11 protein-coding genes are annotated in these 21,174 nt (G+C 69.8%); 9 read left to right on the top strand and 2 right to left on the bottom strand.

Going from position 1 to position 21,174, the window contains the following annotated elements; translation table 11 throughout:
- Window positions 1–75 precede the first annotated feature (75 nt).
- The 8 genes from rplL (at window position 76) to DB033_RS10015 (ending at window position 18,246) form a co-directional block, all read left to right on the top strand.
- Complete coding sequence (gene rplL / locus DB033_RS10045) at window positions 76–468, top strand: 50S ribosomal protein L7/L12 (protein WP_111766559.1); 393 nt, start codon at window positions 76–78, stop codon at window positions 466–468.
- Between the two features lie 219 nt (window positions 469–687).
- The gene (locus tag DB033_RS10040; RefSeq protein ID WP_170315511.1) at window positions 688–2,835 is read left to right on the top strand and encodes an Ig-like domain-containing protein; all 2,148 of its coding nucleotides are present in this window, start codon (window positions 688–690) and stop codon (window positions 2,833–2,835) included.
- A gap of 1,363 nt (window positions 2,836–4,198) precedes the next feature.
- Complete coding sequence (gene rpoB / locus DB033_RS10035) at window positions 4,199–7,660, top strand: DNA-directed RNA polymerase subunit beta (RefSeq protein WP_111766557.1); 3,462 nt, start codon at window positions 4,199–4,201, stop codon at window positions 7,658–7,660.
- A 132-nt stretch (window positions 7,661–7,792) separates the two neighbouring features.
- Window positions 7,793–11,761, top strand: coding sequence for a DNA-directed RNA polymerase subunit beta' (locus DB033_RS10030; RefSeq protein ID WP_111766556.1), 3,969 nt, complete (start codon window positions 7,793–7,795; stop codon window positions 11,759–11,761).
- Between the two features lie 665 nt (window positions 11,762–12,426).
- Entirely contained in the window at window positions 12,427–13,998 is a 1,572-nt protein-coding gene (locus tag DB033_RS10025; protein ID WP_205843746.1) for a PTS mannitol transporter subunit IIBC, read from the top strand.
- 207 nt (window positions 13,999–14,205) lie between these two features.
- Complete coding sequence (locus DB033_RS21105; protein WP_205843745.1) at window positions 14,206–14,646, top strand: PTS mannitol transporter subunit IIA; 441 nt, start codon at window positions 14,206–14,208, stop codon at window positions 14,644–14,646.
- Window positions 14,643–15,800: a mannitol-1-phosphate 5-dehydrogenase gene (locus DB033_RS10020; protein WP_111766555.1), complete on the top strand. Its 1,158-nt coding sequence runs from the start codon at window positions 14,643–14,645 to the stop codon at window positions 15,798–15,800. The genes DB033_RS21105 and DB033_RS10020 overlap by 4 nt, the downstream gene beginning before the upstream one ends.
- A gap of 130 nt (window positions 15,801–15,930) precedes the next feature.
- Window positions 15,931–18,246, top strand: coding sequence for a 6-phosphofructokinase (locus DB033_RS10015; protein ID WP_111766554.1), 2,316 nt, complete (start codon window positions 15,931–15,933; stop codon window positions 18,244–18,246).
- Here the strand turns inward: DB033_RS10015 and DB033_RS10010 are convergent.
- Both DB033_RS10010 and DB033_RS10005 read right to left on the bottom strand, forming a co-directional pair.
- A complete protein-coding gene (locus DB033_RS10010) occupies window positions 18,234–18,689 on the bottom strand; it encodes a DUF6194 family protein (protein WP_111766553.1) in 456 nt (151 codons plus the stop codon). The genes DB033_RS10015 and DB033_RS10010 overlap by 13 nt on opposite strands.
- 43 nt (window positions 18,690–18,732) lie before the next feature.
- Window positions 18,733–19,554, bottom strand: a complete 822-nt coding sequence (locus tag DB033_RS10005) for a FadR/GntR family transcriptional regulator (protein WP_111766552.1) — start codon at window positions 19,552–19,554, stop codon at window positions 18,733–18,735.
- Between the two features lie 222 nt (window positions 19,555–19,776).
- Here DB033_RS10005 and DB033_RS10000 point away from each other — a divergent pair, with 222 nt between their 5' ends.
- Window positions 19,777–21,174, top strand: a complete 1,398-nt coding sequence (locus DB033_RS10000) for a GntP family permease (RefSeq protein WP_111766551.1) — start codon at window positions 19,777–19,779, stop codon at window positions 21,172–21,174.

The following is a 21,174-nucleotide window of genomic DNA, read 5'->3' as shown; positions in this document are numbered from 1 at the left end:
TTCGACCGGATCCATCCGTAATCGATGTCCCGCCCGGTTCGCCCGGTCGGGGTGCAGAAGTGAAAGGAAGCCATCATGGCCAAGCTGTCCTCCGATGAACTGCTCGACGCGTTCAAGGAACTGACCCTCATCGAGCTGTCCGAGTTCATCAAGCAGTTCGAGGAGACCTTCGGCGTCACCGCCGCGGCTCCCGTCGCTGTCGCCGGCCCGGCCGGCCCCGCCGGTGGCGCGCCCGCCGAGGCCGCTGAGGAGCAGGACGAGTTCGACGTCATCCTCGACTCGGCCGGCGAGAAGAAGGTCCAGGTCATCAAGGCCGTTCGCGAGCTCGTCTCGGGTCTGGGTCTGAAGGAAGCCAAGGACCTCGTCGACGCCGCCCCCAAGGCCATCCTCGAGAAGGTCGCCAAGGACCAGGCCGAGGCCGCCAAGGCGAAGCTCGAAGAGGCCGGCGCCAAGGCGACCGTCAAGTAGTTCCGAGTTCCACCGCGGATCCGTCCGCACTGCAGGATCGAGCGGGTGGGTCGCCGAGAGGCGGCTCACCCGCTTTCTGCATTTCCAGAGGTGTCCCCAGTGAATGACGTGCAGCCGGCTGTGACAGTCCGTACGTCTATCGACACTGACAGCAATGATGACTTAAGGTAATCGGTAGTCACTCGCAGTGCGCGAGTCCCGATGACCGAGGTGGACTCCATGCGCCGCACCGTGATCCGGAGGGCGGCTGCCGCCGCATCCCTCCTGCTCTGCCTGCTGGGCTCGGTGGGGGCCCCGGCGGTGGCGGCGGCAGCTCCGACAGCGGGCGGTTCGAGCCCGTCCATCGAGGTGCTGGCGCTGCAACCACTGCCACCCGAACCCACCGTCGACGGCGGCCCCACCCTGCTGACGAACGTCCGGACCCCGACGCTGACCGGTACGGCGCCGTCCGACGGGGTCGTCACGATCACCGTGGCCGACCGTGCGTACCCGGTGCCGGTCGTGGACGGTGTCTGGGCTCTCGCCCTGACGGACCCGCTCGCCGACGCCCGGTATCCGGTGGCCGTGGTCGCGTCGGACGGCAGCCGCACCCTGGCGACGTTGACCGTCGACACCGTGCCCGAGACGCTCACTCTCGACGGGGGCCCGGCCACGTACCGGCTCACTGCCGACCTGATGGTCAGCGGCACCTCAGGTGCCCCCGCCGGCACCACGGTCACCGTCGAGGTCGCCGACGCGCTGCTGGAGACGGTGGTCGGTGCGGACGGCCACTGGTCGCTCACGCCGCTCCCGGTCGCGGACGGCGACCACCCCGTGATCGCCACCGTGTCCGACGGCGCCGGCAACGTGACCGTCGTGCGGCAGACGGTCGTGGTCGACACCGTCGCTCCGACGCTGTCCGTCGACGGCGCCGTGCCCGTCCTGGTCGCCACTGCGACACCGACGCTGACCGGAGAGACCGACGCCGCCGCGGTCACCGTCACCGTGAACGGATCGCGTCATCCCGCGACCGTCACCGACGGCGTCTGGGCCGTGACGCTGCCGCGGCTGCCCGACGGCGACCACGCGGTCACCGTGGCCGCCCCCGACCCCGCCGGTCACGTCACCGAAGTACCACGCCGCCTCACCGTCGACACCACCGCACCCCGCCTCACGCTGGCCGCCGAGCGGCAGGTCCGCTCGCCGTCCCCGATCGTCACCGGTGCCACCGACGCCCCTGAAGGCACCGCGGTCACGGCATCCGTGGACGGCCGGGAGTTCACCGGTACGGTGGCGGCCGACGGATCCTGGACGGTGGCCCTGACCGCGCCGACCGACGCCCCCGCGGACCCCGCCGTGTGGCCGGACGGGCGGTACGTCGTCACCGTCACCGTCAGCGACCCGGCGGGCAACACCACCGGAGCGCGTCAACGGCTCGTCGTCGACACCGTCGCCCCGACCGGCACCATCGCCGCACCGGGCGTCACGTCGACCCGGGACGTCACCCTGTCGGGCGGCACCGACCTGCCCGCCGGCAGCCCGGTCGCGGTGACCGTCGACGACGTGCCGCTGACCACCACGGTGAGCGGAGGCCGATGGACGGTCCGGACGGGAGACCTGGCGGACGGACTGCACCCGGTGGTCGTGCGGTTCGTCGACGCCGCCGGCAACGAAACGCTCGTCAGCGACGAGCTCACCGTCGACACCGTGGCGCCGATCGTGACGCCGGACGGCGGCCTGACCGGCACCACGGCCACCCCCGTGATCGCCGGGAGCACCGACGCGCCCGCCGGATCGCCGGTCACCGTCACGATCGCAGGGCGGGCGGTCACCACCATCGTCGGTGACGACGGCCGCTGGTCCGTGGTGGCCCCGCCGTTCGCCGATGGTTCCCACGAGGTCCGGGTCACCGTGACCGACGCGGCCGGCAATGTCACCACGGTCGTCCGGACGCTCACCGTCGACGTGCCCGCGGACGGGAGCGCCGAGCCGGTCGACGAGCCGGAGGTCGGTCAGCCCGGGGACGCGACCGGCTCCGGCGGCCCGCTGGACGACAGTCCGTTCGACGACGCCTCCGGCTACGACGGCCCCGGCTATGACGGTCCTGACTACGACGCCTCCGGCTACGACGGTCTTGACTACGACGGCTCGGGCTACGACGGTCTTGACTACGACGGCTCGGGCTACGACGGCTCGGGCTACGACGGCTCGGACTACGACGGTCCTGGCGGGGCCGACGGCACCCCACCGCTCCGCTCGATCCCGGGCGGGCCGGGCGACCTCGCCTACACGGGCACCGATCCGGCGACCACGCTGGGCGCCGCGGCGGCCCTGACCCTGTTCGGGAGCGGCTTCGTGCTGGTCGCCCGGCGGCGCCCGGGGTCCTGACCGGCGGCGTCCCGGGATCCTCGAACCGGCGTGGGATCGGGCCCTGACCGGCGCTCCGGAACGTCCACCGACGTCGGGCCGGTGTCCAGGCCCCGTTTGCCGGAGAGTCGCGGGGACAACGTCCGCCCCGGTGTCCACCCGGAACCGGCGGTGACGTGCCCGTAGCGGCTGGTCTCGGAGTGGGTCCGCGCCGTGCCGCCCCTGCGCGTCCACGCGTCAAGGCGGGTCCTGGCCGGCGGCGCCCCAGGATTGTCGACCTTCGTCGGGCCGAGGCCTGACCGGCGCCCTGGAACGTCCTCCGATGTCGGGCCGGCGTTCGGGCTCCGCTGCCGGAGAGTTCGCGGAACGACTCCCCGCCCGGTGTCCAGCCGGCACCGGAGGTGACGTGCCCGTAGCGGCTGGTCTCGGAGTGGGTCCGCGCCGTGCCGCCCCGGGCGTCCCCGCGTCGAGCCGGGGTCGTGACCGGCCGCGTCCTGGGATTGTCGAGCCGGGGTCGTGACCGGCCGCGTCCTGGGATTGTCGGGCCGAGGCCTGACCGGCTCGGCTTCCCGGACTTATCCGACCTGCGCCTGCCGGTGTCTGATCGCGACGCGCCGGGACGTCCTCCGGCGTCGGGCGGGTGTGCTGGTCCGGCTCTCCGGGAGTCGCGGGGCGCCTCCCCGTCCGGTGTCCCTCCGGCACCGGAGGTGACGTGCGGAGAAGCGCCGGGGCCCGGTGCCGGCCCGCACGGTGCCGCCCTTGGCGCGACCCGCGCGGTGCCGCCCGTGTGAACGTCGCCCGCGCGGTGCCGCCGTGAGCGTCCCCCGCGCCGGTCGGGTTTCAGTCGGGCGGCCGGCGAGCACTCAGCGCGGGTGCCCGTCCGGTGTGCCGGAGGTGACGTGCCGGGGGCGCCGCGCCTCGAAGCGAGCGCGCACGGTGCCGTCCGACCCGCGGACAGCCGGGGTGGGGGAGTGCGGACGAACCGGGGACGGTCATTCGGCGCGGAGTCTTGACGAAACCCCCGGTCAGGGCTCACGCTGAGTGCACGAGAGGCAGTGAAGTCCACGAATTGCGACGTGCCTGAGGTCGCCGCCCCGATGTGAGTGCTGTCGAAGCGCTATCCGTCGCCGCGCGACTGCCGTCCGAGTGGACAGACGCGCTCCTGAGCGTTACTCTTGAACTTTGCGCTGCCCTCTTTGTGCTGCCCTCGTTCAGCCCCGACCCGCCGACCGCACCGTCTACGCCAGAAGTGTGTCACGTCCCACCGACACACTGCATGCGAACGTGCAGATCGACCGGATCGCGGTGACCGTCGACAGCCCGCCGGGAGCAGCGGGAAAGTCAACGACGGTTATCTTTACCGCGGTCCTTGGAAGGACGAATCTTGGCAGTCAGCAGCACGTCCACCCCCTCCCTGCCCACACTTCCCGGCGCTCCGAAGCGAGTCTCCTTCGCCAAGCTGCGTGAGCCGCTGGAAGTACCCAACCTGCTCGCCCTGCAGACGGAATCGTTCGACTGGCTCGTCGGCGGACCGGCGTGGCGCGCACGGCAGGAAGACCCCTCCCTGTCCAGCGGTCTCGACGAGATCCTGGCCGAGATCTCGCCGATCGAGGATTTCTCCGGCGAGCTCAGCCTGTCGTTCTCCGACCCGCGCTTCGACGAGGTCAAGGCGACCGAGGAGGAGTGCCGGGACAAGGACATGACCTACTCGGCGCCGCTGTTCGTCACCGCCGAGTTCGTCAACGGCGAGACCGGTGAGATCAAGTCCCAGACCGTCTTCATGGGTGACTTCCCGATGATGACGAGCAAGGGCACCTTCATCATCAACGGCACCGAGCGTGTCGTGGTGTCGCAGCTGGTCCGGTCCCCGGGCGTGTACTTCGACAAGACGATGGACAAGCTCGCCGGCAAGGAGGTGTTCTCGGTCAAGGTCATCCCGTCCCGGGGCGCCTGGCTCGAGTTCGACATCGACAAGCGCGACACCATCGGCGTCCGCATCGACCGCAAGCGCCGCCAGCCGGTCACCGTGCTGTTGAAGGCGCTCGGTTGGGACGTCGAGAAGATCCGTGAGCGCTTCAGCTGGTCGCCCGTGCTGCTGGGCACCCTGGAGAAGGACCACATCGCCGGCACCGACGAGGCGCTGCTGGACATCTACCGCAAGCTGCGTCCGGGAGAGCCGCCGACGCGTGAGTCCGCGCAGGCCCTGCTGGAGAACCTGTTCTTCAAGGACAAGCGCTACGACCTGGCCAAGGTGGGCCGGTACAAGCTGAACAAGAAGCTGGGCGTGAACCAGCCGACGACCACGGGCATCCTCACCGAGGACGACCTGGTCTCCACCGTCGAGTACCTGCTGCGTCTGCACCAGGGCGACGAGTTCTGGCAGCCGAACGGTGAGGACCGCGCGGTCGAGGTCGACGACATCGACCACTTCGGCAACCGCCGCCTGCGCACCGTCGGCGAGCTCATCCAGAACCAGATCCGCGTGGGCCTGTCCCGCATGGAGCGCGTCGTCCGCGAGCGGATGACCACCCAGGACCGCGAGGCGATCACCCCGCAGACCCTGATCAACATCCGGCCCGTCGTCGCCTCCATCAAGGAGTTCTTCGGCACCAGCCAGCTGTCGCAGTTCATGGACCAGACCAACCCGCTCGCCGGTCTGACCCACAAGCGCCGGCTGTCCGCGCTCGGCCCCGGTGGTCTGTCCCGTGAGCGGGCCAGCCTCGAGGTCCGTGACGTGCACCCGTCCCACTACGGCCGCATGTGCCCGATCGAGACCCCCGAGGGCCCGAACATCGGCCTGATCGGCTCGCTGTCGACGTTCGCGCGGGTCAACCCGTTCGGCTTCATCGAGACCCCGTACCGCAAGGTCGAGGACGGCCGCGTCACCGATCAGACCGAGTACCTGACCGCCGACGAGGAGGACCGCTTCGTCATCGCGCAGGCCAACGCCAAGCTCGACGGCGAGGGCAACTTCACCGAGGCCCGCGTGCTGGTCCGTCGCCGTGGCGGCGAGGTCGACCAGGTCCGCGCGTCCGAGGTGCAGTACATGGACGTCTCGCCGCGCCAGGTGGTGTCCGTCGCGACCGCGATGATCCCGTTCCTGGAGCACGACGAGGCCAACCGTGCGCTCATGGGCGCCAACATGCAGCGCCAGTCCGTGCCGCTGCTGCGCTCGGAGGCCCCGCTGGTCGGTACCGGCATGGAGCTGCGTGCCGCGGTCGACGCCGGTGACGTGATCGTCTGCGAGAAGGCCGGTGTGGTCGAGGAGGTCACCGCCGACTACGTGTCCGTGATGGCCGACGACGGGCAGCACCGGACGTACCGCCTGCACAAGTTCCGCCGCTCCAACCAGGGGACCAGCTTCAACCAGAAGCCGATCGTCGAGGAGGGCGCGCGCGTCGAGGTCGGACAGGTGCTGGCCGACGGCCCCTGCACCGACATGGGTGAGATGGCTCTCGGGAAGAACCTGCTCGTGGCGTTCATGCCGTGGGAAGGCCACAACTTCGAGGACGCGATCATCCTGAGCCAGCGCATCGTCCAGGACGACGTGCTGACCTCGATCCACATCGAAGAGCACGAGATCGACGCCCGCGACACCAAGCTGGGCCCCGAGGAGATCACCCGGGACATCCCGAACGTCTCCGAGGAGGTCCTCGCCGACCTCGACGAGCGCGGCATCATCCGCATCGGTGCCGAGGTCCAGGACGGCGACGTCCTGGTCGGCAAGGTCACGCCCAAGGGCGAGACCGAGCTGACCCCGGAGGAGCGCCTGCTCCGCGCGATCTTCGGTGAGAAGGCGCGCGAGGTCCGCGACACCTCGCTGAAGGTGCCCCACGGCGAGACCGGCAAGGTCATCGGCATCCGGGTCTTCAGCCGGGACGACGACGCCGCCGAGCTGCCGCCGGGGGTCAACGAGCTGGTCCGCGTCTACGTGGCCCAGAAGCGCAAGATCCAGGACGGCGACAAGCTCGCCGGCCGTCACGGCAACAAGGGCGTCATCGGCAAGATCCTGCCGGTCGAGGACATGCCGTTCCTCGAGGACGGCACCCCGGTCGACATCGTGCTCAACCCGCACGGTGTGCCGCGACGGATGAACGTGGGTCAGATCCTTGAGACCCACCTCGGCTGGGCCGCGGCCCAGGGCTGGGAGATCGCCGGTGACCCGGGCTGGGCCGCCGACCTCTCCGACGAGATCAAGACCGCCGAGCCGTGGACGCGCACCGCGTCGCCGGTGTTCGACGGGGCCACCGAGGACGAGATCGCGGGTCTGCTCGACTCGACGACCCCGACCCGCGACGGTGAGCGCCTGGTCAAGACAGACGGCAAGGCCACCCTGATCGACGGCCGCTCCGGGGAGCCGTTCCCGTACCCGGTGTCGGTCGGCTACATGTACATCATCAAGCTCCTCCACCTGGTGGACGACAAGATCCACGCCCGCTCCACCGGCCCGTACTCGATGATCACGCAGCAGCCGCTGGGTGGTAAGGCGCAGTTCGGTGGTCAGCGGTTCGGTGAGATGGAGTGCTGGGCCATGCAGGCCTACGGCGCCGCCTACACCCTGCAGGAACTGCTCACCATCAAGAGCGATGACATCGTCGGCCGCGTCAAGGTCTACGAAGCCATCGTGAAGGGCGAGAACATCCCTGAGCCGGGGATCCCCGAGTCGTTCAAGGTGCTCCTCAAGGAGCTCCAGGCCCTGTGCCTGAACGTCGAGGTGCTCTCCAGCGATGGCTCGACCATCGAGATGCGTGACTCCGACGACGACGACCTCGAGCGGGCTGCGGCCAACCTCGGGATCAACCTGTCGCGCAACGAGTCCGCGTCCGTGGACGAGATCATCAACTGATTCGTCAGGGCCCGGGGTGGGAATCCACCCATCCCGGGCTCCCCGACGGCCCCCGGGTTCGAGGAGCTGTGCCGTTGACCGGCGCAGATCGCTTGTTCCCACCGAGTGTGTCAACAGACAGGGAATGAAATAGTGCTGGACGTCAACTTCTTCGATGAGTTGCGTATTGGCCTCGCTGCTGCCGAGGACATCCGTGCCTGGTCGCACGGTGAGGTCAAGAAGCCGGAAACGATCAACTACCGCACCCTCAAGCCGGAGAAGGACGGGCTCTTCTGCGAGAAGATCTTCGGTCCGACCCGCGACTGGGAGTGCGCCTGCGGCAAGTACAAGCGCGTCCGCTTCAAGGGCATCGTCTGCGAGCGCTGCGGCGTCGAGGTCACCCGCGCCAAGGTGCGCCGTGAGCGCATGGGCCACATCGAGCTGGCCGCGCCGGTCACCCACATCTGGTACTTCAAGGGCGTCCCGTCCCGGTTGGGCTACCTGCTCGACCTGGCCCCCAAGGACCTCGAGAAGATCATCTACTTCGCGGCCTACCTCATCACCTCGGTGAACGAGGAGCTGCGCCACAACGACCTGCCCACCATCGAGGCCGAGATGGGCGTCGAGCGCAAGCAGATCGAGAACAACCGCGACGCCGACATCGAGGCCCGCGCCAAGAAGCTCGAGACCGACCTGGCCGAGCTCGAGGCCGAGGGTGCGAAGTCCGACGTGCGCCGCAAGGTGCGCGAAGGCGGCGAGCGCGAGCAGCGCCACATCCGCGAGGCCGCCCAGCGTCAGCTGGACCGGCTCGACGAGGTGCTGTCGACCTTCAAGAAGCTCTCCGTCCGCGACCTCATCGTCGACGAGGTGCTCTACCGCGAGCTGCACGACCGCTTCGGTGAGTACTTCACCGGCGGCATGGGCGCGGAGTCGCTGCAGGCCATCATCCGCGACTTCGACGTCGCGGCCGAGGCCGATTCGCTGCGCGAGACCATCAAGTCCGGCAAGGGGCAGCGCAAGATCCGTGCGATCAAGCGCCTGCGCGTGGTGGCCGCCTTCCAGGCGACCCAGAACTCGCCGCTCGGCATGGTGCTGGACGCCGTCCCGGTCATCCCGCCGGACCTGCGCCCGATGGTGCAGCTCGACGGTGGCCGCTTCGCCACCTCCGACCTCAACGACCTGTACCGCCGCGTGATCAACCGCAACAACCGGTTGAAGCGACTGCTGGACCTCGGCGCGCCCGAGATCATCGTCAACAACGAGAAGCGGATGCTCCAGGAGGCCGTCGACGCGCTGTTCGACAACGGCCGTCGTGGTCGTCCCGTCACCGGCCCGGGCAACCGGCCGTTGAAGTCCCTGTCGGACCTGCTCAAGGGCAAGCAGGGCCGGTTCCGTCAGAACCTGCTCGGCAAGCGCGTCGACTACTCGGGCCGTTCGGTCATCGTCGTCGGCCCGCAGCTGAAGCTGCACCAGTGCGGTCTGCCCAAGCTGATGGCGCTGGAACTGTTCAAGCCGTTCGTGATGAAGCGCCTGGTCGACCTCAACCACGCGCAGAACATCAAGTCCGCCAAGCGGATGGTCGAGCGTCAGCGCTCGCAGGTGTGGGACGTCCTCGAAGAGGTCATCTCCCAGCACCCCGTGCTGCTGAACCGCGCGCCCACGCTGCACCGCCTCGGCATCCAGGCCTTCGAGCCGATGCTGGTCGAGGGCAAGGCCATCCAGCTGCACCCGCTGGTCTGTGCCGCGTTCAACGCCGACTTCGACGGTGACCAGATGGCGGTCCACCTGCCGCTGTCGGCCGAGGCGCAGTCCGAGGCCCGCGTGCTGATGCTCTCGAGCAACAACATCCTGTCGCCGGCATCGGGCAAGCCGCTCGCCATGCCGTCGCTGGACCTCGTGACCGGTCTGTACTACCTGTGCGGCTGGGACGAGAACGCGCGCGGTAACGAGCACGGCATGGCCGGTGAGGTCGACGAGGCCCGCGGCCAGCTGCGCACGTACTCGTCGGTCGCCGAGGCCACCATGGCGCTGGACGCGAAGATCATCAGCGTCCGCACCCCGATCCACATCCGGCTCACCGGTGTGGTCCCCGGTCCCGAGGTCAGCGTCGAGTCGCTGGGCGAGGGCTGGACGGCGGGCGATCCGTGGGTGGCGCACACCACCCTCGGCCGCGTCATCTTCAACGAGCTCCTGCCGGCGGACTACCCGTTCGTCAACGAGGAGATGCCGAAGAAGCGCCAGGGTGTGATCGTCAACGATCTGGCCGAGCGCTACCCGATGTCCCTGGTCGCCAAGACCCTGGACGCGCTGAAGGAAGCCGGCTTCCACTGGGCCACCCGCTCGGGGATGACCATCGCCATCGGCGACGTCATCATCCCCCCGCAGAAGGCCGAGATCCTGGCCAAGTTCGACGCCCAGGCGGACAAGGTGGAGACCGCGTACCAGCGCGGTAACCTCTCGCACTCCGAGCGCAACGAGGACCTCGTGCGCATCTGGGAGCAGGCCACCAAGGAGATCGAGGCGGCCATCCCGGGCGCCTACCCGAAGGACAACCCGGTCTACACGCTGGTCGCGGCCGGTGCCGCCGGTAACTGGATCCAGGTCCGGTCGCTGGCCGGCATGAAGGGAGTCGTGGCCAACTCGCGCGGCGAGGAGATCCCGCGTCCGATCCGGTCCTCCTTCCGTGAGGGTCTGTCGGTGCTGGAGTACTTCATCAACACCCACTCCGCCCGTAAGGGTCTGGCCGACACCGCGCTGCGTACGGCGGAGTCGGGCTACCTGACGCGTCGTCTGGTCGACGTGTCGCAGGACGTCATCGTCCGCGACACCGACTGCGGCACCGAGCGTGGCGCCGAGCTGCCGATCGCCCACCGCGGCGCCGGCGGGGCGCTGGTCAAGGACGAGTTCACCGAGACCTCCGTGGTCGCGCGTGTCCTGGCCACCGACGTCGTCGATTCCGACGGCAACGTGGTCGTGGCCCGTGGCACCGACATGCGGGACGAGCACGTGGAGGCGGCCATCGCGGCCGGCGCCACCTCGGTGAAGATCCGTTCGGTGCTGACCTGCGAGACCCTGATCGGGACCTGTGCGACCTGCTACGGCCGTTCGTTGGCCACCGGCAACCGGGTCGACGTGGGCGAGGCCGTCGGCATCGTCGCGGCCCAGTCCATCGGTGAGCCGGGTACCCAGCTGACCATGCGTACCTTCCACACCGGTGGTGCGTCGGGTTCGTCGGACATCACCCAGGGTCTGCCGCGTGTGCAGGAGCTGTTCGAGGCCCGTATCCCGAAGGGCCGTGCGCCGATCGCCGACGCCGCCGGACGGATCCGGATCGAGGAGAGCGACAAGTTCCTCAAGATCACGATCATCCCGGACGACGGAAGCGAAGAGGTCGAGTACGACAAGCTGCCCAAGTCGCAGCGGTTGGCCACCACGGTGGTCGACGGCAGCGAGCGGTTGCTCACCGACGGCGACGCGGTCGCGGTCGGCCAGCAGCTGCTGGAGGGCAACGTCGACCCGCACGAGGTGCTCCGCGTCATGGGCCCGCGTGCCGTGCAGCTCCACCTGGTCCGTGAGGTCCAGGAGGTGTACCGCTCGCAGGGCGTGTCGATCCACGACAAGCACATCGAGGTCATCATCCGGCAGATGCTGCGCCGCGTGACGATCATCGACTCCGGTTCGACGGAGTTCCTGCCCGGAGCCGTCGTCGAGCGTCGCGAGTTCGAGACCCAGAACCGGCGGATGCTCGCCGAGGGCCTCGAGGCCGCGGCCGGCCGTCCCGCGCTGATGGGCATCACGAAGGCGTCGCTCGCGACCGACTCGTGGCTGTCGGCGGCCTCCTTCCAGGAGACCACCAAGGTGCTCACCGACGCGGCCATCAACGCCAAGAGCGACAAGCTCGTGGGGTTGAAGGAGAACGTCATCATCGGAAAGCTCATCCCGGCCGGTACCGGTATCAACCGCTACCGCAACCTGACGGTGCAGCCGACCGAGGAAGCCCGTGCGGCCGCGTACTCGCTGCCGAACTTCGACGACACGTACTACTCGGCCGATTCGTTCGGGGCTTCCAGTGGTGCCGCCGTGCCGCTGGACGACTTCGACCTGGGTCGCGACTACCGGTAGTCGCAGTCCGCAGTTCACCGAGGCCGGCCCCCTGCTCCAGGGGGCCGGCCTTCGGCGTTCCCGGGGGAGGGCCGCGTTCCCGGGGGTGACGGCTCGCCCGTCCGGGCGGTCGGCGTGGGCGCCCGCGCCGCACCACGCACCGTGCACCGCGGCGAGGTGGCGCCCGCCGCCGGGTCCGGTCGATCGCGTCCGGGGTCGCCGAGGCCCGGGGGAGTTCGCCGTACGGAGTTCCACCGGGACACAGTGACGGCACTGCGGTCCGACCCGGCGGACCTGTCCACATGTCCCCGGGCCGGCTCGCAGCAGCCCGCCCGGTGGCGCCAGCGGGGGCCGGAGTGTCAGTTCGACGCGACGGCGCCGGCCCGCACGCAGTCCCGCGGCCCCGAGGTCGGCGGCGACACACGGAGGTGCGCCTGCATCAGGAGACCGTGCGGCCGCCGTCGCCGCACGGCGCTGCCGATCGTTCGGGTGACGGCCGGCGTCCGCGTTGCCACCGGGTGCGCGCTCCCGTCGAAAGCCCGTGCGCAGATGACGAATCGGCCGCAGTTGATCTTGAACGGGTGCGGCAGCTTGCTTTCACCCGCATGAGGTTTATCGTGACAGGCGCCACACGCGTAACTCCCGCGGGGCTCTCACCGTCTGCACATCGTTTGAAAGGCCGTTCCATGACCACAGCCACCACTTCGAAGGGCGGGACGAGAGTCGCCGTCCAGAAGTTCGGCACCTTCCTGTCCGGCATGATCATGCCGAACATCGCGGCGTTCATCGCCTGGGGTTTCATCACCGCGCTGTTCATCGAGAAGGGCTGGACCCCGGTCGCGAAGCTCGGCGGGTGGGGCGTCGACCCCGACAAGCCGCTCATCCAGAACGACGCCGGCGAGCTGGTCGGACAGAGTTACACGGGCCTCGTCGGCCCGATGATCATGTACATGCTCCCGCTGCTCATCGCCAACCAGGGCGGCCGGATGATCTACAACGTCCGCGGCGGTGTGGTGGGTGTGATCGCCACCATGGGCGTCATCGTCAGCACCGGCCAGCCGATGTTCCTCGGCGCGATGATCATGGGTCCGCTCGCGGCCTGGGTCATGAAGCAGGTCGACAAGATCTGGGACGGCAAGATCAAGCCCGGCTTCGAGATGCTGGTCAACAACTTCTCGGCCGGCATCCTCGGTCTCATCCTGGCGGTCGCCGGCTACTTCGCCTTCGGCCCGATCATCACCGGCCTGTCCAACCTGTTCGAGAAGGGTGTCGACTTCCTCGTCGACAACAGCCTGCTGCCGCTGGCCAGCATCATCATCGAGCCGGCCAAGGTGCTGTTCCTCAACAACGCGCTCAACCACGGCGTGCTGACGCCGCTCGGCGTGCAGCAGTCGGAGGAGACCGGCAAGTCGATCCTGTTCCTGCTCGAGGCCAACCCCGGCCCGGGCCTCGGCATCCTGCTCGCCTACTGCATCTTCGGCCGCGGCATGGCCAGGAGCACCGCCCCCGGCGCGGTCATCATCCACTTCTTCGGTGGCATCCACGAGATCTACTTCCCGTACGTGCTGATGAAGCCGATCCTGCTGCTCGCCGCCATCGGCGGTGGCGCCGCCGGCATCCTGACCCTGGTGGTGACCGGCGCCGGCCTGCGTGCCCCGGCCGCCCCCGGCTCGATCATCGCCGTCCTCGCCCAGACCGCCAGTGACTCCTACGTCGGGGTCATCCTGTCGGTGCTGATCGCGGCCGGTGTGTCGTTCCTCATCGCCTCGGTGATCCTGAAGACCAGCAAGGACACCGGCGAGGACGACCTCGCCGCGGCGACCGCCTCCATGGAGTCGATGAAGGGCAAGAAGAGCTCGGTCGCCGGCGCCCTGGCCGCCCAGGGAGCCGCGGCGAACGTCAGCCCGGCGACCGCGGCCAGCGACCACATCGACACCACGACGGGTGCGGGGAATGTCCGCACCCGGCCGATCAACACCATCGTCTTCGCCTGCGACGCCGGCATGGGTTCCAGCGCGATGGGCGCCTCGGTGCTGCGCAACAAGATCAAGAAGGCGGGCATCACCGACGTGTCGGTGACCAACGTCGCCATCGCCAACCTCGAGGACAACATCGATCTGATCGTGACCCACCAGGACCTGACGCAGCGCGCCCGGGGGATGGCCCCGAGTGCCGAGCACGTCTCGGTGGACAACTTCATGAACAGCCCGAAGTACGACCAGGTCGTCGACGAGGTCCGACGGAGTCGCGGCCAGTAGGCAGGCGGGCCGGCATCAGCCGGTCGCACACCGTGGCCGTGAGCACCGACGCTCCCGGCCGCACGAGGTGGGGGGACGCGGCGTAGCGTCCCCCCACAGTCGTGTCCGGGCCCGGCCGCCCGGGTACATGACGAGCACACGCCTGGCGGCGACGGCGTACCGCGCCGTTGCCGCCGGGCGCCACCGATATCAGGAGGAGATCGCCGGATGACCGAGATTCTGACGCTGTCGCAGGTGAAGGTGCCGGGCACGGCCACCACCCAGGAGGAGGCGATCCGCGAGGCGGGCCAGATCCTGGTCGACGCCGGCGCCGTCACCCCGGCCTACATCGACGCGATGTTCGAGCGGGAGAAGTCCGTCTCGACGTTCATGGGCAACTCGCTCGCGATCCCGCACGGCACCAACGAGGCCAAGGACGCCATCCTCGAGTCGGCGCTGTCGGTGGTGCGCTACGACCCGCCGATCGACTGGGGCGGCAAGGGGCAGGCCCGCTTCGTCGTCGGCATCGCCGGCAAGGACGGCGGCCACCTGGAGATCCTGTCCAAGATCGCCATCATCTTCTCCGACGAGGACGAGGTGAACGAGCTGATCGCCGCCGGCTCGGCCGAGGAGGTCTTCGCCAAGCTCAACGCGGTGAACGAGGCATGAGCGGCACCGCCGTCCACTTCGGGGCCGGCAACATCGGCCGCGGGTTCGTGGGGCTGATCCTGCACCGGGCCGGCTACGAGGTCGTCTTCGCCGACGTCGCCGACACCCTCATCGACGCGCTGGCGCACACGCCGAGCTACGTGGTCAAGGCGGTCGGGCACGAGCCGCACGACGAGACCGTCGACGGCTACCGCGCGATCAACAGCCGTACCCACGAGGCGGACGTCATCGCCGAGATCGCCGCGGCCGACATCGTGACCACCGCCGTCGGCCCGACGGTGCTGCGGTTCGTGGCCCCGGTGATCGCCGCCGGCCTGCATGCCCGCACCTCGGAGAAGCCGCTCACCGTGATGGCGTGCGAGAACGCCATCAACGCCACCGACGTGCTGGTCGCCGAGATCCGCAAGCACGCCGACGACTGGGAGACGGTGTCGGCCAAGGCCGTCTTCGCCAACACCGCGGTCGACCGGATCGTGCCGGCGCAGGCGGCCGACGCCGGTCTGGACGTCACGGTCGAGACCTACTTCGAGTGGGCGATCGAGAAGCCGCCGTTCGCAGCACTTCCCGCGGGTCAGGCGCCGGTCATCCCGGACGCCACCTGGGTCGACGACCTGGCGCCCTACATCGAACGCAAGCTGTTCACCGTCAACACCGGGCACGCCAGCACGGCCTACCACGGCTACGTCAAGGGCATCTCCAAGCTCAGCGACGCGCTCGCCGACCCGGAGGTGCGGGGCCTGGTGGAGGGGGTGCTGGCCGAGACCAAGGCGCTGCTGGTGGCCAAGCACGACTTCCCGCCGGAGGTCCAGCAGGCCTACCTCGAGAAGATCCTCACCCGCTTCGAGAACCCGTACCTGCCGGACACGGTCGACCGGGTGGGGCGGCAGCCGCTGCGCAAACTGTCGCGCCACGAGCGGCTCATCGGGCCGGCCGCCGAGCTGGCCGAGCGGGGTCAGCACCCGGAGTTCCTGTTGAAGACGGTGGCGGCGGCGCTGCGCTTCGACGTGCCGGCGGATCCGGAGAGCGTCGAGCTCGCCGAGATCCTGGCCACCCACGGTCCCGACGAGGCGGCCACCCGCATCACCGGGCTGGAACCGGGCCACCCGCTGTACGACGACGTGGTCGACCTGGTGACGGCCCGCACCACGGGCTGACCGCACCCCGCGCCCGTCCCCCCCGGCGTACGCCGCCGGGGGACGGGCCGAGGTGCTGGACGGGCCGGGCCGCGTCGCACCTTACGATTCCCCTGCGGCCGTACAGGCCGCACATGATGGTGGGAGCCGAATGTCGACAACCGTGGTGCCCCGGCTGGCCGTCCTCACCAGTGGGGGCGATGCGCAGGGCATGAACCCGGCCGTGCGGGCGGTGGTGCGGACCGCACTCAACCGGGGTGCGGAGATCTACGCCGTGTACGAGGGTTACCAGGGCCTCGTGGTGGGCGGTGATCTCATCCGCGCCGTGGACTGGGACGACGTCAGCGGCATCCTGCAGCACGGTGGCACCACGATCGGGACGGCCCGCTCGCTGGAGTTCCGCGAACGGGACGGCCGCCGCAAGGCGGTGCGCAACCTGCTGTCCCACGGCATCGACAAGCTGATCGTCATCGGCGGCGACGGCAGCCTCACCGGCGCCGACCTGCTGCGGTCGGAGTGGGCGTCCCTGCTGGCCGAGCTCGTCGCGGACGGCTCCATCACCGCCGACGATGCCGCCCGGCACCCGGCGCTGATGATCGCCGGCCTGGTCGGCTCCATCGACAACGACATGGTCGGCACCGACATGACCATCGGCGCGGACTCCGCCCTGCACCGGATCGTCGAGGCGATCGACGCGGTGGCGAGCACCGCGGCCAGCCATCAGCGCAGCTTCGTCATCGAGGTCATGGGCCGCCACTGTGGCTACCTCGCCCTCATGAGCGCCATCGCCGGCGGCGCCGACTACGTGCTCATCCCGGAGAACCCCGCCTTCCCGGGCTGGGAGGAGCACATGTGCGAGCTGCTGCGGACCGGCCGCTCGGCGGGCCGCCGCAACAGCATCGTCGTGGTGGCCGAGGGGGCCATCGACACCGACGGCAACCCCATCACCAGCGACCACGTGCGGTCGGTGCTGGAGGAGCGGCTGGGCGAGGACACCCGGGTGACGATCCTCGGACACGTCCAGCGCGGCGGCGCCCCGAGCGCCTACGACCGGTCGATGCCCTCGATCCTGGGGTACCACGCCGTCGAGGAGGTCCTCGCCGCCACGCCGGAGAGCGTGCCGCAGCTCATCGGCATCCGCTACAACCGGGTGGCGAAGGCCCCGCTGGTGGAGTGCGTCGCCCAGACCCGGGAGGTCCCCAAGCGGATCGCCGCGAAGGACTTCACCGGCGCGATGGCGCTGCGCGGCAGCAGCTACCAGGAGATGTTCGGCATCTTCGAGGCGATGGCGCACGCGTTGCCCAGCGTCCGGCCGCCCCGGCATCCCAGCCGGATCGGCATCGTCAACGTCGGTGGGCTGGCACCCGGGATGAACGCCGCGGCGCGGGCCGCGGTACGGCTGGGGCTGGACCGCGGACACACGATGGTCGGCATCCACGGCAGCCTGCAGGGGCTCATCGACGGCGACGTCAAGGACCTGCAGTGGGGTGACGTCGAGGGCTGGACCGGTCTCGGCGGCACCGAGCTGGGGATCAGCCGGCGGGTGCCCACGGTCAAGGACCTCTACGCCATCGGCCGCGGCATCGAGCGGCACGGGCTGGACGCGCTGCTCATCATCGGCGGCTGGGACGCGTTCAACGCCGTCCACCAGATGCACAACGAGCGCGAGCGTTACCCGGCGTTCCAGATCCCGATGATCGTGCTGCCCGCGACCATCGACAACAACATCCCCAACAGCGAGCTGTCGGTGGGTGCCGACACCGCCCTGAACCTCATCGTGGATTCCATCGACCGGATCCGCCAGACCGGCACCGCGGCGAAGCGGTGCTTCGTCATCGAGGTCATGGGTGGCTACTGCGGCTACCTCGCGACGATGGGCGGCCTCTCCGGCGGCGCGGTCCGGGTGTACCTGCACGAGGAGGGCATCACCCTCAAGCAGCTCGCCGAGGACGTGGACCGGATGGTCGCCTCGTTCAAGATCGGGCAGCGGCTCTTCCTCGCGGTGCGCAACGAGAAAGCCTCGACGATGTACTCGACGGACTTCCTGTGCCGGGTCTTCGAGCAGGAGAGCGAGGGCATGTTCGACGCCCGCGAGGTCGTGCTCGGACACATCCAGCAGGGCGGCAACCCGACCCCGTTCGACCGCATCCTGGCGACCCGGCTGGCCTCGCACAGCATCGACTACCTGAGCAAGCAGATCTCCGAGGGGAGGAGTCAGAGCGCGGTCATCGGGCTCAACGAGGGGCGGGTGAAGACCATCTCGCTGCGGCAGTCCGAGGACCTCGCCGACTGGGAGTTCCGCCGGCCCACCGAGCAGTGGTGGGAGGAGCTCGGCATCATCCTGGAGACCCTGGCCGCCCGGCTCGAGGTGCCGACATTGGAGGCCGACGCGGAGGAGATCGCCGCGGCGCCGTCCGGCACGTACTCGCACCGGGACCGGACCGCACCGGCCGCTCAGATCTCCTGACGGCGCTCCCGGCGGCCGCGGGCCAGCCCGTGGGCGGCGGTCAGCAGGTCACGGAGGTCGGCGGCCGCGCGCTCGCCGGGGTTGACCACGCACAGCCACCCGAGGGCGGCGTAGACGGGATGGGCCACGACCTCGTCGTCGGGTGTCGCGCCCGGGGTCGCGTCGTGGGGCGCCACCCCGGTGCGGCGGCGGAACTCCTCCGACCCGGCCGCGACGTTGACGCGGAAGGCGCCGGGCCGGTCGAGCCCTGACGACGGTTCGCCGGGATAGTCCTTGGTGACGACCGTCGCGAACGGCTGCCCGGGTGGCAGCACCCCGTCCGGCGCCCAGTAGAAGAACAGATCGCCGTGGGCGAGTGCGGGGGAGCCGTCACCCGGCGCCGGGCGGAGGGTGAGCACGCCGCCGAGCCCCTCGACCCAGGCGGCGATGTCGTCGACGGTCATGTCGTCGAGCCTGCCACCGCCGTCCGGGCCGCGCCAGGGACGCTCACCGCGAGAGGTTCTCGCGCGCCATCTCGCCGATGACCTGCGCCGCGTTGGTCAGCGTCTCCATCGCGCGCACGGTCTCCACCGCCGTGCTCGACTCCCGCACGATCGCCAGCATGGCGGTCTCCGCGGCCTCGGGGTCGCCCGCCTGGATGCTGGCGGCGACCACGCCGTGCAGCCGCACCGCCTCCGGTTCGGCCACCCGCGGCATCAGGGCGTGCGCGGTGCGGCCCTCGAGGACGGCGACCACCACGTCCCGCAGGCCGTGCAGCATCGGATTGCCGGACGCGGCCAACAGGGTGCGGTGGAAGTCGGCGTCGTGGCGCAGGTAGTCCTCGGAGTTCGCGGCACGGGCGGTGGCCGACATCCCGATCACCGCGGCGGTGAGGGCCCCGCACTGCTCGGGGGTCGCCTGCCGGGCGGCCAGCCGGGCCGCCAGCGGTTCCACCGCGGACCGCAGTTCGCTGAGCGCGTTGAGGTGCTCGTAACGGTCGGGGCCGGCGAGCCGCCAGCGGATGACGTTGGGGTCGTAGGGACTCCACGCGTCGGCGGGCAGCACGGTGATGCCGACCTTGCGCCGCACGCGGATCAGGTTGACCGACTCCAGGACGCGGGTGGCCTCGCGGACGACGGTGCGCGACACCCCGAGGCGGGCCGCCAGTTCGTCCGCGCCCACGACGCTGCCCGCCGGCAGCACGCCGGTCACGATCTCCGAACCGAGGGTCTCGATGACGGTGTCGTGGAGCTGTGCGTACGGCGCGACATCAACGGGAGGCGCTGTGGCGGCGGCCTCCGTCGCGCGGCCGGTGGGCGGCGGGGTCATGGCGTCGTCCGTTTCGCCGGGAGTGGATGGCTGTTCCGGTGGCACTCATCCTACGTATGTCTCACGGCCCGGTTGCGGAAGTCCGCATTCACCATACTTATCGCCGCAGAGTCTTGTGTAGAGCATGTGAATGCGTCAGAGTGAGCTTATTCGTCGATCGTCCGAGACGCGTCCGGAGATGCCACCGCCGCCGGCCCGGCCGGCAGAACTCAAGGGAGAGTTGTGAGCGCACCATCGTTCGTCGCCGCTGCGGCACCCATCGTGCCCAGTGCCGGTGACACCCAGCTCGTGATCGCCGGTCTCGCGGGCATCGCGCTGATCATCGTGCTGATCACCTGGCTGAAGGTGAACCCGTTCCTGTCGCTCGCGCTGGGTGCGGTCGGACTGGGCATGGCCGCCAATCTGGGCGGCGGGAAGTCCGTCGCGAGCTTCGCCACCGGTTTCGGCAACACCATGGCCAGCGTGGGCATCCTGGTCGGCTTCGGGGCCATGTTCGGCAAGCTGCTCGCCGACTCCGGCGGCGCCGACCGGATCGTGGACACCATCGTCGGGCGGTCCAGCGCGAAGGCGCTGCCGTGGACGATGGCCGCCGTCGGCGCGCTCATCGGGTTGCCGATGTTCTTCGAGGTCGGCCTGGTGCTGCTCATGCCGGTGATCATCCTGGTGGCCCGCCGCTCCGGGTTGCCGCTGATGCGGGTGGCCGTCCCGACACTGGCCGGCCTGTCGGTGATGCACGGTCTCGTGCCGCCGCACCCCGGCCCGCTGGTCGCGATCACCGCGCTGAACGCCAACCTCGGACTCACCCTGGCGCTGGGCATCGTGGTCGCCATCCCGACGGTCATCATCGCCGGCCCGCTGTTCTCCCGCTACGCCGCCCGCTGGGCCGATGTGCCGGTCCCGGCGCTGTTCGAAACGGCCGAGGACCACGGTGAGAACCCGTCCTCCCGGCCGCGGCCCACCTTCGTCGCCGCACTGTTCTGCGTGCTGCTGCCGGTGATCCTGATGCTGGCCCGGGCGTTCGCCGACGTCATCGCCCCCGACGCCGAGGGCGGCCTCAAGGGCGTCCTGGACTTCCTCGGCACGCCCACCGTGGCGCTCGGCATCGCCGTCGTGGTCGGCATCCTGGTGCTGGCGCGCGGCGGCCGGATGAACCGCGCCGCGGTCGCGAAGTCGTTGGAGACCTCGCTGCCGCCGATCGCCGGCATCCTGCTCATCGTCGGCGCCGGTGGCGGCCTCAAACAGGTCATCATCGACACCGGGATCGGGGAGGTCATCTCCCGGGCCGTCTCCGGCAGCGGGGTCTCGGTGCTGATCCTGGCCTGGTTCGTGGCCGTGCTCATCCGGGTCGCGACCGGATCGGCCACCGTCGCGATCACCACGGCCGCCGGCATCCTCGCCCCGGTTGCGGAGACGCTGCCCAGCGGTACGGTCGCCCTCATGGTGCTGGTCATCGGCGCCGGTTCGCTGTTCCTGTCCCACGTCAACGACGCCGGGTTCTGGCTGGTCAAGGAGTTCATGGGGATGAGCGTCGCGCAGACGCTCAAGACCTGGACCGTGATGGAGTGCATCATCTCCGTCGTCAGCCTGGTCGGTGTCCTGCTGCTGAACCTGGTGATCTGA

The organism is Nakamurella deserti, assembly GCF_003260015.1.
Taxonomy (GTDB): Bacteria; Actinomycetota; Actinomycetes; order Mycobacteriales; family Nakamurellaceae; genus Nakamurella; species Nakamurella deserti.
Note: the sequence above shows the minus strand (reverse complement) of the source record. Positions and strands in the feature narration are given on the sequence as shown.